The 15,342-nt window shown below is 45.5% G+C and carries 11 protein-coding genes and 1 tRNA gene; 6 read left to right on the top strand and 6 right to left on the bottom strand.

From position 1 onward, the window contains the following. Positions 1-520 precede the first annotated feature (520 nt). Complete coding sequence (locus tag H515_RS0106415) at positions 521-1,822, top strand: UDP-N-acetylmuramoyl-tripeptide--D-alanyl-D-alanine ligase (RefSeq protein WP_025876731.1); 1,302 nt, start codon at positions 521-523, stop codon at positions 1,820-1,822. 33 nt (positions 1,823-1,855) lie between these two features. Here the strand turns inward: H515_RS0106415 and H515_RS13110 are convergent, their stop codons facing one another. Next, a complete protein-coding gene (locus tag H515_RS13110) occupies positions 1,856-3,643 on the bottom strand; it encodes a phosphoethanolamine transferase (protein ID WP_051274697.1) in 1,788 nt (595 codons plus the stop codon). A gap of 217 nt (positions 3,644-3,860) precedes the next feature. Between H515_RS13110 and H515_RS0106405 the strand changes: the two genes are divergently transcribed. The 3 genes from H515_RS0106405 (at position 3,861) to H515_RS0106395 (ending at position 9,436) form a co-directional block, all read left to right on the top strand. Next, a tRNA-Pro gene (locus H515_RS0106405) sits at positions 3,861-3,933 on the top strand. An 813-nt stretch (positions 3,934-4,746) separates the two neighbouring features. Next, positions 4,747-7,875, top strand: a complete 3,129-nt coding sequence (locus H515_RS0106400; protein ID WP_028901736.1) for a SusC/RagA family TonB-linked outer membrane protein — start codon at positions 4,747-4,749, stop codon at positions 7,873-7,875. Between the two features lie 37 nt (positions 7,876-7,912). Continuing rightward, a complete protein-coding gene (locus H515_RS0106395) occupies positions 7,913-9,436 on the top strand; it encodes a RagB/SusD family nutrient uptake outer membrane protein (protein ID WP_025876736.1) in 1,524 nt (507 codons plus the stop codon). A 295-nt stretch (positions 9,437-9,731) separates the two neighbouring features. On the opposite strand, the gene H515_RS0106390 is transcribed toward H515_RS0106395, so the two are convergent. Further along, positions 9,732-10,718 carry a ComEA family DNA-binding protein gene (locus H515_RS0106390; RefSeq protein WP_025876737.1) on the bottom strand — a complete coding sequence of 329 codons (987 nt, stop codon included), beginning with the start codon at positions 10,716-10,718 and terminating at the stop codon, positions 9,732-9,734. A gap of 99 nt (positions 10,719-10,817) precedes the next feature. Between H515_RS0106390 and H515_RS0106385 the strand changes: the two genes are divergently transcribed. Then, complete coding sequence (locus H515_RS0106385; protein ID WP_025876738.1) at positions 10,818-11,198, top strand: VanZ family protein; 381 nt, start codon at positions 10,818-10,820, stop codon at positions 11,196-11,198. On the opposite strand, the gene H515_RS0106380 is transcribed toward H515_RS0106385, so the two are convergent. From H515_RS0106380 to H515_RS0106365, 4 genes are all read right to left on the bottom strand, one after another. Further along, on the bottom strand, positions 11,158-11,655 hold the full coding sequence (locus tag H515_RS0106380; RefSeq protein ID WP_028901735.1) for a CYTH domain-containing protein: 498 nt from the start codon (positions 11,653-11,655) through the stop codon (positions 11,158-11,160). The two genes, H515_RS0106385 and H515_RS0106380, sit on opposite strands and share 41 nt — an antisense overlap. Next, the gene (locus H515_RS14825; protein ID WP_169719588.1) at positions 11,655-11,798 is read right to left on the bottom strand and encodes a hypothetical protein; all 144 of its coding nucleotides are present in this window, start codon (positions 11,796-11,798) and stop codon (positions 11,655-11,657) included. Before H515_RS14825 ends, H515_RS0106380 begins: the two co-directional genes overlap by 1 nt. Positions 11,799-11,873: 75 nt before the next feature. Further along, positions 11,874-12,989, bottom strand: a complete 1,116-nt coding sequence (gene prfB / locus H515_RS0106370; protein WP_028901734.1) for a peptide chain release factor 2 — start codon at positions 12,987-12,989, stop codon at positions 11,874-11,876. Positions 12,990-13,022: 33 nt separating this feature from the next. Next, positions 13,023-14,831 carry an AMP-dependent synthetase/ligase gene (locus H515_RS0106365; RefSeq protein WP_025876739.1) on the bottom strand — a complete coding sequence of 603 codons (1,809 nt, stop codon included), beginning with the start codon at positions 14,829-14,831 and terminating at the stop codon, positions 13,023-13,025. A 257-nt stretch (positions 14,832-15,088) separates the two neighbouring features. On the opposite strand from H515_RS0106365, the gene H515_RS0106355 reads away from it, so the two are divergent. Beyond that, the coding region (locus H515_RS0106355; RefSeq protein WP_028901733.1) for an ISAon1 family transposase N-terminal region protein at positions 15,089-15,342 on the top strand (254 nt) is incomplete at its 3' end.

Genomic DNA, 15,342 nt, shown 5'->3' with positions numbered 1-15,342 from the left:
TCGCTCTCCTCCAATCGCTTCTTTTCTGAATGAAGATGGTCAACCGTTCCGACACGAGGCGTGAAGCTGTGAATCATAGAAAATTTACGGTAAGGAATCGGTTTTGTAACTGATTGATAACCAGTATGGTGTGAGTTGGGTTGCAAAAGCTCATCTTTTGCATTGCGATAGGTGAGCTTTCGAACAGTGAAACCTTATCTTTCGCGAGACGAAAGCTCCATGTTTGGATGATGAATGCCTGTTTCAGCTAAAATAATCGCCGAACTTCTTTTGAAGTCTCTCTGATTTACCGTATCTTTGCATTGCTATAAAGGTGGAGGCTAAGAATAGCCACCATAATATAAATAAGTGTAACAGGGATTACGTCTTGTCATCTTTCTGATTCTTTTCGGTTCAAAGTGGAACAGCGTTCATTCACGGTGTATGCCGCCATCCCGCTTTTGCTTGCAACTTGTTTTAGAGAGAAAAAACAGAATCAGACATGGTTGATGAACAGAACCCGACTAAACGAAGTGAGGTCATGGACATTCAAGAACTATATGCGTTGTATGAGAAGCATCCGGTGGTGACCACCGACAGTCGCAACTGTCCGAAGGGAAGCATTTTCATTGCCCTGAAAGGGGAGACGTTCGACGGCAACAAATTTGCAAAGGCTGCGATAGAGAAGGGCTGCAGCTATGCCGTCATCGACGAGAAGGAGTATGCTGATCCGGGCGACAGTCGATTCATACTCGTTGACGATACGCTCATCGCCTACAAAGAGCTTGCCCGCCAGCACCGTCGCCAGTTCCAGATTCCTGTGATAGGTATCACGGGGACAAACGGCAAGACAACTTCCAAGGAATTGATTTCGGCCGTTCTGAGTGAGAAGTTCAAGGTGTGGCACACCGAAGGAAATTTCAACAACGACGTTGGAGTGCCCCGCACGTTGTTGGGGCTGAATGCCGACCACGAGATAGCGGTCATAGAGATGGGCGCATCGCATCAGGGCGACATTGAGAAACTCGTCAACTACGTGGAGCCTACTTGCGGACTGATAACCAATGTAGGGCGTGCCCATCTTCAGGGCTTCGGGAGTTTCGAGGGAGTGAAACGCACAAAGGGCGAGCTCTATGACTATCTGAAAGCCCACGGCTGCCTGCTGTTCCTCAATGAGAGTAATCCCGACTTGTCGGAGATGGCCAGTCAGCGTGAGTTCGACCGCATCATATCCTACGGTCAGGACGATACCGCCAACGTTCAGGGCGAGGTCGTCGATTGTGCGCCGTTCCTTCGCCTCAGGTGGCATGAGGCAGGAGGCGAGTGGAAAGAAGTGCTGACCCACCTTGTCGGCTCCTACAATCTCGACAACATGCTTGCCGCCATCGCCATCGGCCTGCATTTCGGAGTCGAGGCACGGCAGATTTGTCATGCCTTGGAGACCTACGTGCCACAAAACAACCGTTCGCAGCTGACAGAGACCGAGCATAATAAATTGATTGTAGATGCCTACAATGCCAATCCTTCGAGTATGGCAGCGGCCATTGAGAACTTCCGCTTGATGGATGTCGGAAATAAGATGGCCATTCTTGGCGATATGAGGGAATTGGGTGAGGTTTCCGATGAGGAACATCAAAAGGTGGTTGATTTAATCAGTGCCGCCGGCATAGAGAACGTGTGGCTCGTGGGTGAGAATTTTGCAAGGACGCGGACTGGTTTTCGCAAGTTCAAGAACACCGAGGAGGTGAAGGCCGTGATAGAAAGACTTCAGCCACGCGACCATTACATACTGATTAAGGGCAGCAATGGCGTGCGACTATTCGAGTTGCCGGCGCTGTTGTGATGTCATTCATGGAAAAACAAGATGGGGAAGGTGCTATTGCCTTCCCCATCTTGTTTTCTCATATTCGATGTTGTCGTTCACAATCCTCGGTCCTGGCTGGTAGGATGGGTTCAGAATGTCGAACCGCTTTCTATAATAAGGTGTTCTGATTCCGCCCAGAGCGAGCAAAGTGTGGGCTATGTGGTCGATGGTGAGCGGCTTGTTGACGGCTGCCCTCAATCTTCTGATGATGTCTGGATGCCGTTGCTTATAGGTGTCGGAGCACCAAACCATGAACGGGATGTCGAATTGATATTTCAACAGATTGCTGCACATGGGCTTCAACTTTCGGCCCAGCGACGGTCGATAGTCGTAGATTTCCTCTCCGTGATCCGAATAATAGACCAGCACGCAGTTCTTGTCTTTGTAGTGTCTGATGATTTCCGACACAACATAGTCGTTATAGAGCGTGGCATTGTCGTAATGGGCAATTTCCGACTTCATCTTTTCGGTGATGTAGTCATTGTTGTTGCGTATGTCTTTGGCCTGAAATTTGGTAAACTCAGCCGTGTGGGGATATCGCTTGTCGGCATCGACGTGCTGTCCGAGCAGGTGGAACATCACCAAGTTGCGACCCTTGGCAGCCCTTGGTTTCGAGAAGAAGTCGGCCACCAGCTGTTCGTCGTAGGCGAAGGGCTTGCAACTCGATAACTCGGAGTAGGAGAGACGCTGTATCTTTCTGTCGTAAAGCAGCGAGTTGATAGATATGGAGTACATCTCCTTGGTGTCCATCGTCTTCTGAATGTCCCAAAAATAGACATCATATCCCGCTTGTTTGAAGATGGTGGGGAAGAGCGGATAGTATGCCCAGCACTCTCGATTGGAAAGGCTGTTGCAACTGAACGTGTTCTTCATGGTGAAAGACGTGCGGTTGTAGGGCGTCACAACGTCATTGAACACAAACAAGTTGCCATCTTTTTGTTCCTTCTCAAGCCGTGGATTCGTCTTGTTGTAATAGCCGTAGAGCGACGAATGGTATTTGATGAACGACTCGCCCAGCACATAGACCACCGTCAGCGTGGAGTCCTCGGCGATGGTAGCGTGCGATTTGCAGACATTCAGTGCAGTTTGCTTGGCAATTTGGATGTCGTTGGCCAGCGCCTTAGCCCCCGTCAGGGCATAAGAGGTGCAGGTGACGAGGTCGGTACAAGTGCCGCTTTTGTTCGATGTCGCCCATTCCTCAAGCTGCATGCGGGTGGGGCTCGTCAGTAAAGTATAGTAGATTCGGGCTTTCCATGCACCGGCGATGAGGAAATAGGCGAGGAATAAGGCTGTGATGGCTTTCGTGGGCTTGCCCCATGTCTTGAGTCTCCGTTCTAATCCGTCTCTGTTCTTCTCAAGAACGATGGTGGCTGCAACAACGATTGTGAGGATAGCTACGGCCAGAAAGCCATCTTCCCCAAGCACGAAGGTGTTGATAAATTCGTTCGATTCGTTACTGTTGGTCTCTCCGAGGAGCAGTAGGATGACGGGAGAGATTTGCTGTCCGAAAGCCAAACGAAGGAAAATATCAGTCAGCGCAAGGGTCGAGAGTATGGTGTAGAACGTCATTTTCACTATCTTGACTTGACTGCAATAGACAATCACAGTGAAGAGATATGCGATGAAGATAGCCATGCCGAGATAGCGGGACATCTTTACGACTGAACCCACGGCGGGAAGGTTGGCCAGGAAGTCAACTATGATAGGATAACCGATGAGGGTCAAGACGATGAAAAAGAAGGGGAACTCTTTATAAAGAGGTGTGGCAACTTTTTCAAAAAACTTGTTTAGTATTGTCATTATGCACGCAATAAACTCAGACTTATTTAATTAAGACTGCAAAATTACTATTTTTTTCATAGAATATTAATATTAATAGATGGAATTACTCAAATATTTTGTTTATGACTGCTTATTCGTCTATAAACCATCAAAAGTGATAATTTCAAATAAAAGTTTCGCTGTTTCTACTTTTTTCACTAACTTTGCATCCGCCTTTACATAAGTTGGTAAATATCGGGATGTAGCGCAGTTGGTAGCGCACTACGTTCGGGACGTAGGGGTCGGGCGTTCGAGTCGCCTCATCCCGACTAATGTAAGGCAAAAAGGGTGTGTCAATTTCGACACACCCTCTTTCGTACCTATTGTTAAATACTGAAGAACAATACAGAAAGGTATTGAGAAGCATCGTTGGATATCCATGATCGTTATTAATGTCATTGGTATCAATTATGGCTGAAAGTAGGAAAACGCAAGCGAATGAAATCAGTCAGGAAGTCTCACCGTCATCATCAAATTCTGAATTGCGGTCTAATGACCAGTTCTGTTTTATTCTAAGCACCATTGGTAAAGAAAGTCTGAAAGATGCTTTATACCTTATTATATATAAGCATTTTAAACTTTATAAACTACGCTCTCACTCTTTCCAACACAGTATTGTTAACGTTGGTTTACAGAATGTCACAATTAGAATTGTTAACAAGCTAAAATTGGTCAATTGTTGATTTTTTTACGTGTTTTATCCCTATATTATCTTACAGTTTGTAAGAGATGTTACGATTTGATAAATCTGTAGCCGTTGTTTTTGTTTAATATTGTAATTTATACTATAAATATTTAGATAAAATGAAATAAAACAAATCTAAATCAATAGATTCTCTTAATATTTTATGCATAAAACACCAAATTGCATCAAATAGAGAGTGTAATATGTTAATAAATATAAATTTCTTACCTTTTTTGACTGCAGTATTTATTCTGTTAAAAATATTATATTATATTTGCAAGTAGTTAACAAATTGAAATACCTAATCATCTAACAACTTAATAAAAGATAAATGCATGAGTACATTAAGTTTCAGAGAGGAAATCTTTCACTTAAACATAATTTAAAAAGAAATTTTATGGAAAAAAGACTAACAATGTTTCTCGCATGTCTATTCCTAAGTTTTGGAATGGCATTGGCACAAACACAGATTAGCGGTACTGTGATTTCTGCAGACGACAGTCAACCCATTATCGGTGCTTCCGTGATGGTTGAAGGAACGAAAACTGGTACCGCTACCGATCTTGACGGTAAGTTTACTTTGAGCGTACCCAAGGGTGCGAAACTCGTAGTTTCTTACATTGGTATGGTATCCAAGACCGTAACCGCAAGCAACAACATGATTATCAAGTTGGCAACTGCGGGAAGCGACATGGACGAAGTCCTCGTCGTTGCTTACGGTACAGTGAAGAAATCAACTTATACTGGTGCTGCAACCAACATCGACTCGAAGAAGTTGGAGAAGGTGCAAGCAGCCGATGCTTCCAAGGCTTTGGAAGGTATGGTAGCTGGTTTGTCCGTAAGCTCTCCTTCTGGTCGTGCAGGTCAGGGAACAACGATGCGTATTCGCGGTATCGGTTCTTTGAATGCTTCCAGTGCACCGCTCGTTATTTTGGATGGTGCTCCTTATGATGGTGAAATCAATGCCATCAATACAAAGGATATTGAAAGCATCAACGTTTTGAAGGACGCTGCTTCCGCTGCTTTGTATGGTGCTCGTGGTGCCAACGGTGTAATCTTGATTACTACGAAGAGTGGTAACAAGGGTCGTGTACAGGTATCTTTCGATGCTCGCATTGGTACAAACCAACGTGCCGTTCCAGAGTATGACATCATCCGCGATCCAGGCTTGTATTACAAGCTGACATGGGAAGCTTTGAAGAACTCTGTTACTTATATTAAAGATCCTGAGGCTAATCCCGCTCAATGGGCTTCCGATAACTTGATTGATGAATTAGGTTATAATATTTATAGTACTCCTGACAATCAGGTGGTTGATGCGAATGGTAATCTTACCACTGCTCCCATCCGCTACGAAGACGCAAGCAACTTCAACGATTGGGAAGGTGTTCTATACGACCCGAGAACTCGAGAGGAATACAACCTCAGCGTAACGAAAGGTAGTGAAAAATCTAAGGTTTACTTCTCTTTGGGTTATTTGAACGATCGCGGTTTCAACATGAATACAGGTTTTGAGCGTCTGACTAACCGTATGTCTTATGACGCTGACATCACCGATTGGTTGAGAATTTCCGCTTCCTCACAATTTGCTAAGACCAATGCTCGCAATGCGGCTGACGAGGGAAGCAACTATAGCAATGCCTTCATGTGGAGTCGTATGATAGCTCCTATCTATCCTGTCTATATGCACGACGCTGATGGTAAGATCTTGCGCGATGCAAATGGAGAGGGTATTTATGACGATTCGCAAAGCCGTCTCTATGCAGGTGGTATAAACCTCATCAAGCAAAACCTACTCAATGTACAGAAGAATACCAATTACTACCTCACCGAGAACGCACGCATCGACGTGAAGCTGCCTTACAACTTCAAGTTCAGCACAACTGCAACATTCAATGGCAACTGGTGGCGTTGGACTAATTTGACAAATCCACTCGTGGGTGATGGTCAGGCATACGGCGGTATCCTCAATAAGGAAGTAAACCAATCGTTGTCAACCAACTGGAACCAAATCTTGAATTGGGATCGAACATTCAACGACTTTACAATCCATGCCATGTTGGGTCATGAATACTTCTCACAGAGATGGAACTTCATGTCTGGTGAAAAGAAAGGTCTTCTCGACCCGACTCTGCCGGAATTCCGTTCAGCAGCTACCATTTCCGATTTGGACTCTTATTCTCGCGAATATAAGGTAGAAGGTTTCTTCGGACAGGTAACAGCCGATTATATGGACAAGTACTATGCTTCTGCTTCTCTGCGTCGTGATGGTTCTTCCGTATTCCATCCGGATCACCGCTGGGGTACATTCTGGAGCGTGGGCGCATCTTGGCGTATCAACCAAGAAGACTTCCTAAAGGATGTCAAGGCCATTCAGAACTTGAAGCTGCGTGTCAGCTATGGTGTTCAAGGTAACGACTATCTCTACTTGCCGGGCTCATCGGTAAGAGCTTATACTCCGTACACTAACCTTTATCGAATTTCCTCTACAGGTACGGAAAGTGTTTATGGACCTGTCTATAAAGGTAATAAGGAAATCACTTGGGAAAAGAACAACAACTTGGACGTAGGTCTTGAATTCTCATTCTGGAAGGGTGCTATTGCCGGTGAATTAGACTTCTTCACTCGTCGTACATCAGACATGCTCTTCAACCTCCCGATACCTTCAACAACAGGTTTCGATACAGAACCCGTAAACTTCGGTAACATGAGAAACACTGGTTTCGAGTTTAGCCTCTCTTCTAATGTTTATAACGATGAGCACATCAACGTGAATGTAGGCGTAAATGGTATCACTTATAAGAACAAGATTACCAAACTGCCTGAGAAGTTCAAAGAAGATGGTATCACTTCTGATTGGCGCATCATGAAAGAGGGTGGCGGCATCTACGATTACTATATGGTGAAATCTGCCGGCGTTAATCCTGAGAATGGTGAACAACTTTACTGGATTTGGAACGACAAGAAAAAACAGTTCGAGAAAGTAGGTGGAGCTGATTATGACAGCGGTTTGAAGAACAGACAATTTGTGGGCTCCTCTTTGCCTAAATTGACAGGTGGCTTCTACATCAACGCTGCTGCTTACGGTTTCGACTTCTCCATGCAGTTCGCTTATCGTATCGGTGGAAAGGTTTATGACGCCAACTACGCTGGTTTGATGTCAGCCGGAAATCCGGGTACTAACTGGCACATGGATATTCTCAATCGTTGGACTCCGGAGAACAAAAACACCGACGTTCCACGTTTGCAGAGCAGCACACAAAAACTAACTGAAGCTACTGACCGTTTCATCATTGATGGCTCTTACCTCAGCTTGAACAACCTCACATTGGGTTACACGTTGCCAAAGAGTCTCTTGAATAAAGTGGGTATTCAGGGTCTTCGCATTTACTTCGCTGCCGACAACCTCGGTTTGTGGTCTAAGAGAAAAGGCCTTGACCCACGTGTTTCACTCAACGGTACACAAAATGTCAGTGTAAACAGTGCGGTACGTGCCCTCTCGTTTGGTATCAACCTGAATTTATAAAAATCAGTTTAATAAACGATTATAAAATATAAGAAATATGAAGAATTATATAAAAGTTGCAGCTGCACTCGCATTCACGTTTGGTTTAACAGGGTGCGACCTCGATCCTGTAGTAACGGATAACGTAACTCAGGAACGTCACGACGAGTTGATTGGCAACCCAGAAACACAGCCAAAGGTAGCAAAAGCTGCTTTGGCAAAGGTATATTCCATTTTCCAGGATTTTTATGACAGCCATGATGATTTCGGTTTGAAGGCTTTCCATATCGCTACCGATTTGATGTGCGAAGACGTTGCATATCAGAATTGGAACTGGTTCCAATTCGACTATCAGATTGATAACCGCATGGAGAATTATCGCCGTACCAGATCTACATGGGGGCAGTTCTATGACGTTATTGCGAAAGTGAATCTCCACTTGGAAACTTACTTTGCTCAGGAATCCGACGATCCCGAAGTGATGGCATCTAAGGGTGAGGCACTTGCTCTGCGTGGTATCTCTTACTTCCATTTGGTAAACTTCTATCAGCATACCTATAAAGGTCATGAGGATGCACTTGGTGTTCCTCTCGCATTGAAGTCAACCGATGAGAACCTTCCTCGCGCTACCGTGAAAGAAGTTTATGCACAAATCATCGAGGATCTGAAATACGCTGTTGATCACTGCCATAACACTGGTGTTCGCACAGATGTAGATCGAGCTGTCGCTGCTGCTTATTTGGCAAAGGCTTATGCTCAGATGGAAGATTGGGCAAATGTTAAAACCTATGCTGTGATCGCACAAGAAGGTGGTACCGATAAGGTTTCAGAGCCAGCTCGCGGTTGGGACATTGGTCAGCCTGACATCTTGTGGGGCTATGACATCAACTCTCAGAACTCTACGTTGTGGGCTTCATATTGGAGCCACATGGATCATTTCCTCTCCAGAGGTTATGCTGCCGGTGGTAAGACCAAGCTTATCTACAACTACCTGTACAATCAGATTCCTAAGAGCGACTCTCGCAGAAAGCTCTGGATTGATAAGGATTCACTGCCTGAAGTAGCGATGCAGATGCTCGCACAGACTCACAACTCTGGTATGAAAAAATTAGATGATCTTGATAACTTTGAGCAAGTGAAGTTTATTGCAGGTGAGGCAGGAATGGAACAAGATTATTGCTTCATCCGCGTTCAGGATCCTATTTTGCTTGAAATCGAAGCATTGGTAGAATTAGGAGAGTTAGGTGATGCACAAACCAAGCTCACTGCTTTTGCCAGCAAGCGCGATCCTAAGTTTAAAGCTCCTACAACACAGGATGAACTCCGCAAGGAGGTTCGTTTCCAACGCCGCATAGAGCTTTGGGGTGAGGGTACAAACTGGTTCGACATGAAACGCTGGAAGGAAACTATCGACCGTACCAAGGGTTACACGATTAAGGATAAGAATGGTAAGGACATTCAGGTTGTTTCCAACCACAAGGAATCTGCAAGAAAGGTAATGCGCACAGATGATAAGAACTTCTTGCATAAACTTCCGATTAAGGAAATTAATGCCAACAAGAACTTGGTACAGAATCCATAAATCTCTGAGTTGTTTTTAATTATCATGCGCTAAGCATTTCTTAGCATATAGAAAATGGGCTGCATCCTTTAAATGGATGCAGCCTTTTGTTCTTTGTACATAAGCCCTTAGAAATTTTGTGAATATTTTCCCAAATTGGTTTTTAAAGCTTTCCTCGTAACATGTGGCTTTCTTTCTATCTAATTACAAAAAGAAAGCGGAGTTTTCTAATGACAGGGTTGGGTTTAAGTGAGATGGAATGTTTCGGAGGATTAGAATTATATGATGGCTTACTTAGAGATAAACATCGCCATCGTTAGAATGTAACGTAAGGACCCAGTCGTTCGATGGCTTCTGGTGGAAAGTCTTTGTGGAGTCGCAGTTGGGTGAGACTGGTAATCTTACCTTTCAGCCTACGGTAGTCATAGATTGCCCTTGCCTGATAAAAGTTGATATAAGGGTGACGGCGCATCTGTGCAACCGAAAGCTTGTTCAGATTCATCTTTTGCGTTTGTGGATGAACCACCTTGAAGAATGGGAGCGATTCCTTAGGAAAGCCCTCAATCTCTTTCAACTGTCCCACAGATACGTAACCGCCAAGGCGCTGTCCGTAGCTTACGATGGCCCGTGCCCATCCTGACCCTATACCCGGTATCTTTTTCAGCATCGTGGTGTCGGCAGTGGCAAGATTAATGTATTCGCCGACTTTGATTTTCAGCGGATAGCGAATGGTGTCGCGATCGTACTCCTTATAGGGCTTGTAGGCATCTTGTGCCTTATAAGCCTCGTAGGCGTCGTGTACCCGCTGCCTTTCGGCAGTCTTGTTCTCGTGGTAGGCTCTCACTGATTCCATTGTGAAGGCGGGCTGATAGTCATCGCCTATCATAATATATGGCTCCAAGGCTCGGTATTGTTTGCGTGTGAGTCCATAGAGGCGGGCGAAATCTTGTGGCGATCGGTAAACACCTCCTTTTGCCCTGTATTTGTAGATGTTGCGAATTTGGTAGGGGGCAAGTCCCAGTCGGCTCAATTGTGTGCTGTCGGCGGTGTTCGGATCAAAAGGGAAGAGCTCCACTCTTCTTCCGTCCCTCAATTCGTAATAACCGTTTTCTTTCGGTTTTCCGTATTTCGTCGTGTTGTCAAGGCCAAGGATTGAAGTCTCGTTTTCAGAATCTCCAATGGTCCGTGTGTTTTTATCTCCCAAGAGATAGACGATAGAGATGGCAGCAGCAGCCAGTGTCAGGAGAAAGATTACTACTTTTCTGTCTGACTTTTGTAAATAGAAAAACTCTCTTAAATTCATGGTATTTTAGTGTTCGGGGTCAGATTATCAAATCTTAGGTTCGGGAATTGCAAAATGTTTCTTATCTTTGCAATGTACTTACAAAATAAATTCAGTCCGATGAGAGTACTTCGTAAATTTCCTTTCACCACCAACATCATCATTGCGATATTTGTTCTCTGCTTCATCAATGTTCCCGACACTCCTCTTCAGAATATCAGTCTCATTGATAAATGGACGCATATCATTCTTTATCTGTGCCTGGGTGTCTGCATAGCGTTGGAATATTTTAACGCTTACGGCTATTCGGGTGCAAAGAAACTTGCATTATGGGTGTTTCTCATGCCTTCGTTGATGGGTGGACTCATCGAAATTCTGCAAGCCTATTGTACTGGAGGAAATCGCAGTGGTGAGTGGTTGGATTTTCTTGCCGATACCATCGGAGCAGCAATAGCCTTTGTTATCGGTATTCTTGTGGCAAAGTATCGCGCCAGATCTTGAATGGATTGCGCCGCATCTGCGAGTTGTAGAATCTGCGGTCACCCGTGACCTCCATGCCGATGAAGTCTGGTTTTTCGAAGGCTTCTTCCTCGCTGTTCAATTCTACTTCGGCCATCACCAGCCCATCGTTGTCGCCATAGAACTCATCGACCTCAAAAGTGTGTCCTTCATGTTCGATAAGGTAGCGTCGTTTGTCGATGATGCCTGGCTCGCAAAGCCGTAAAAGATGCTTGGCCTCTTCTTGTGTGATTTCTTTTTCAAACTCGTAGCGCGACAGTCCGCCGTTTCGCGACGGCCCTTTGATGGTCAGGAAGGCTTTGTCGTCCTGAATACGGATGCGCACCGTATTGACGGCAGCGAAATATCCCTGCTGAATATGGTGCGAGGTGTGTGCAGATTTTTTCCAATCTGCTGACTTGTGGACTAAAAATTTCCTTTCAATCTCGACTCCGCTCATTAGCTATAAAGGTAGATAGAGTAGGCAGCATACGCCAATCCGAGTATTAACAGCGTGATGATAATCCACTTGATAACGTTCTTTGCCTGCTTTTCCTGTCGTGCTTCGCGTTGCTTCTGATACAATTTTCTTTTATCGCTCATAGTTGAATTGATTATATATGTATTTATTCAGCTTAAAAATGCTTTTGTCTTTTCTGTGATAAGATGAGACGATTGTTATTCCTCTACAGGGAATTCCATCAGGTAGGCTTTGATGAAACCGTCGATTTTTCCGTCCATCACTCCATCGACATCAGATGTCTGATAATTGGTTCTGTGGTCTTTCACGCGGCGGTCGTCAAACACATAGCTGCGAATCTGGCTTCCCCATTCAATTTTCTTCTTCGAGGCCTCAACTTTCGCCTGTGCTTCCATCTTCTTTTTCATGGCACGGTCGTAGAGTTGCGATTTCAAAAGCTGCATAGCCTTGGCGCGGTTCTTGGGTTGGTCGCGTGTTTCGGTATTCTCGATGAGTATTTCTTCATGCTCTCCAGTGTCGGGGTCTTCGTATTGATAGCGCAGACGCACACCCGACTCCACCTTGTTCACGTTCTGTCCGCCGGCGCCTCCTGAGCGGAAGGTGTCCCAGCTAACGCGTGCCGGATCGACATATACCTCTATTGAGTCGTCGATGAGTGGAGAAACGAACACGCTGGCAAAGCTCGTCATGCGCTTGCCCTGTGCGTTGAATGGGCTGACACGCACTAATCGGTGGACGCCGTTCTCGCTTTTGAGGAACCCGTAGGCATATTCGCCGCCCTCGAATTTCATCGTCACGCTCTTGATGCCGGCTTCATCGCCGTCCTGAATATCGGAGATGGTAACACGGTAGCCGTGCGCCTCTCCATAACGCATATACATACGCATGAGCATCGATGCCCAATCCTGACTCTCAGTGCCACCAGCGCCTGAATTGATTTTCATCACACACTCCATCGGGTCTTCCTCCTGGCGGAGCATATTCATGAGTTCAAGGTCCTCAATGGCTGCCACCACCTTCGTATAGGCAGCATCCACTTCCTCTTCGGTGACCAGCTCGTCCTTGTAGAAGTCGAAAGCCAGTTGCAGCTCGTCGCTCTGCGTGCGCACATTCTCATAGCCTTTCAGCCATTTCTCTATGCCTTTCACCTTTTTCATCTGCTCCTGCGCACGTTCGGCATCCTCCCAAAAGTCGGGCGCCTGTGTGCGGAGCTGTTCCTCTTCGAACTCAATCTTTCTTTTATCTATGTTCAGATAGCGATGCAGAGCTTCAACTCGCTCTGTCACGTCTTTCAGTTGGTCGGCTGTAATCACTTCTTTTGTTTTTAATTCTTGGTCAATAGCCCTTTAATCCTCGTACATCTTGTCGATGATGTCTTTGAAATTCTTGTTGATGACAGAGCGTTTCAGCTTCAGTGTGTTGGTAAGTTCTCCTGACTCCATTGAGAAATGATGAGCCAGCAAGGTGAACGTCTTAATCTGTTCGTAAGACGCCAATCGTTGTTGAAGCGTGTCGATGCGCTCCTTGTACATCTTTTGAACGCAGATGTTGTCGCAAAGGTCTTCGCGGTTTTCAAATGCGATGCCGTTGTCTTTGGCCCATTCTTCCAGAACTCTAAATTCAGGAACGAGCAATGCTGATACATATTTTCGCTGATCGGCAATCACGACAGCTTGGTCAATGAACTTATCGACCAGTAGCATGCCTTCGACCATCTGAGGCGCAATGTATTTACCGTTTGACGTCTTGAATAGGTCTTTGATTCTTTCCTTTAGGAATAGCTCTCCGTCTTTCAGATAGCCAGCATCTCCAGTGTGGAAGAATCCGTCTTTATCGAAAGCTGTGTTGTTGATGTGCTCGCGTTGGAAGTAACCCGGTGTGATTGTTGGGCCTTTCAGCAGTATCTCGTCATCTTCGCCTATCTTTATCTCTATGTTGTGAATCGGTCGCCCTACCGAGCCCACTGTGTAGGGCTTGTCCTTGTGGTCGCAACTCACTGTGGCAAGGCTTTCAGTAAGACCGTACCCCACAAGCATGTTCAACCCTATGCTGTGAACAAACTCTTCGACCTCTGGCGGCACAAATGCTCCTGCCGTTGGGAACAGATTGGCATTCTCGAGCCCCAGCTGTTTCCTGACAAGGCTTAGAATGGTCTTGTTCACCAGTTGGTATTCCATTTCCAAATGAATGGGAACACGTTTGCCTCGGCTCAGGTAAGTGATGTTCCGCTTTCGCCCCACGGACAGAGCATGTTCGAAAACCTTTCGTTGGATAACGCTCGATTTCTCTATTTTTTCCTTGACGGCAATGTAAACTTTCTCCCAGAAGCGGGGTACAGAAGCCATGCAAGTGGGATGCGTCTCACGCATACTATCCTGAATTTCCTTCGGATAGGTGTTGATAATCAGCTCTCCGCCGAATGTCAAAATCAGGTAGGCCCATGCTTTTTCGAATATGTGTGCGAAAGGTAGGAAGTTGATTACGCGGTCTTTATCCGTCACGGGGACGCACAAACCGTTGGCCTCCATTGCTGCTTTGTACATGCCGTGGGTGAGAATAACACCCTTGCTCTCGCCCGTTGTGCCACTGGTGTAGAGAATGTTGCAGATGTCCTCTTCTGTGGCTTCCGCACTTATCTTCTCCACTTCAGACTGTCGGGGGAAGCCCTCGCCCAGCTTCAGGAAGTCTTCGAAGAACAGTGCGTGTGGGTCGTGTGTGCTGATACGCACGCTTGGGTCAAAGATAATGATGCGCTCCAATGTCGGACAGAGCGCAAAGATGCGGTGAGTCTTGTCGTACTGCTCTTGTTCGCCTACAAACAGGTAGCGAACTCCGGCATCTTGAATCATGTATTGTATTTGCTGTTCCGAGCTGGTGGCATAGAAAGGAATGGTAATAACCCTCACACCATAAGCTCCAAAGTCTGTGTATAGATATTGAATGCTGTTCTGTGCGAACACGGCAATCTTCTCTTGTGGCTTCAGGCCAAGGTTCAACAGTGCGTTCGACACTTGTTTCACCCGCAATGAGAACTGATTCCAGGACACTGTCTTCCATTTCAGGCTGCCAAAGTTACGGAAAGTCAATACTGGCTTGGCTCCATACTTTCTTGCCTGTTCATGAATTAGGACTGAATAATGACACGTTTCCTGCATGTTTTTTTTGTTTTATTTAATGCAAAAATAAGCAATTATTGGCAAAAGAAAAAATAATTTGCCAATAATGTTGATATTTGGACTAATTGTCCGTGGCGAAAATCATGGACAGACTGGTGGGTTGGAGACTAATTGGCTGATGTCTGAAACTTTGGTTCCATCGCAATTCTCAACTGGGTTTCGACACTTTGGGGCTCAGTAGAAAATCAATGGGGGAATAATTTGTTATTTATCTTAATAATTCCGACCTTCGCATTATGGAAGAAAAAATGTTACGCACCTTGGCAACTCTTGTTTTGCCTTCTCAAATATTAGATTATTTTACTATCGTTTCTGTCTGCGAGGTTGGACCTGAGTTTCATATTAGTCTTGACGAACGTATGGACAAGACTTTGTCAGGTAATGCCACCTTCGAGTCCAAGGGGTTCATGGAAGCAGTTAATATAACCGACTTCCCTATTCGAGGCCATAAGGTGATCTTGAAAATTCGTCGCAGACGATGGACGGATTT

The organism is Prevotella corporis DSM 18810 = JCM 8529 (assembly GCF_000430525.1).
GTDB classification, from domain to species: Bacteria; Bacteroidota; Bacteroidia; order Bacteroidales; family Bacteroidaceae; genus Prevotella; species Prevotella corporis.
This window is presented reverse-complemented; position numbering and strand designations above follow the sequence as displayed.

Excerpts from the sequence above, each read along its gene's own strand:
- H515_RS0106415 (WP_025876731.1), top strand. The coding sequence starts at position 521 with ATGGACATTCAAGAACTATATGCGTTGTATGAGAAGCATCCGGTGGTG.
- H515_RS13110 (WP_051274697.1), bottom strand. The coding sequence starts at position 3,643 with ATGACAATACTAAACAAGTTTTTTGAAAAAGTTGCCACACCTCTTTAT.
- H515_RS0106400 (WP_028901736.1), top strand. The coding sequence starts at position 4,747 with ATGGAAAAAAGACTAACAATGTTTCTCGCATGTCTATTCCTAAGTTTT.
- H515_RS0106395 (WP_025876736.1), top strand. The coding sequence starts at position 7,913 with ATGAAGAATTATATAAAAGTTGCAGCTGCACTCGCATTCACGTTTGGT.
- H515_RS0106390 (WP_025876737.1), bottom strand. The coding sequence starts at position 10,718 with ATGAATTTAAGAGAGTTTTTCTATTTACAAAAGTCAGACAGAAAAGTA.
- H515_RS0106385 (WP_025876738.1), top strand. The coding sequence starts at position 10,818 with ATGAGAGTACTTCGTAAATTTCCTTTCACCACCAACATCATCATTGCG.
- H515_RS0106380 (WP_028901735.1), bottom strand. The coding sequence starts at position 11,655 with ATGAGCGGAGTCGAGATTGAAAGGAAATTTTTAGTCCACAAGTCAGCA.
- H515_RS14825 (WP_169719588.1), bottom strand. The coding sequence starts at position 11,798 with ATGAGCGATAAAAGAAAATTGTATCAGAAGCAACGCGAAGCACGACAG.
- H515_RS0106365 (WP_025876739.1), bottom strand. The coding sequence starts at position 14,831 with ATGCAGGAAACGTGTCATTATTCAGTCCTAATTCATGAACAGGCAAGA.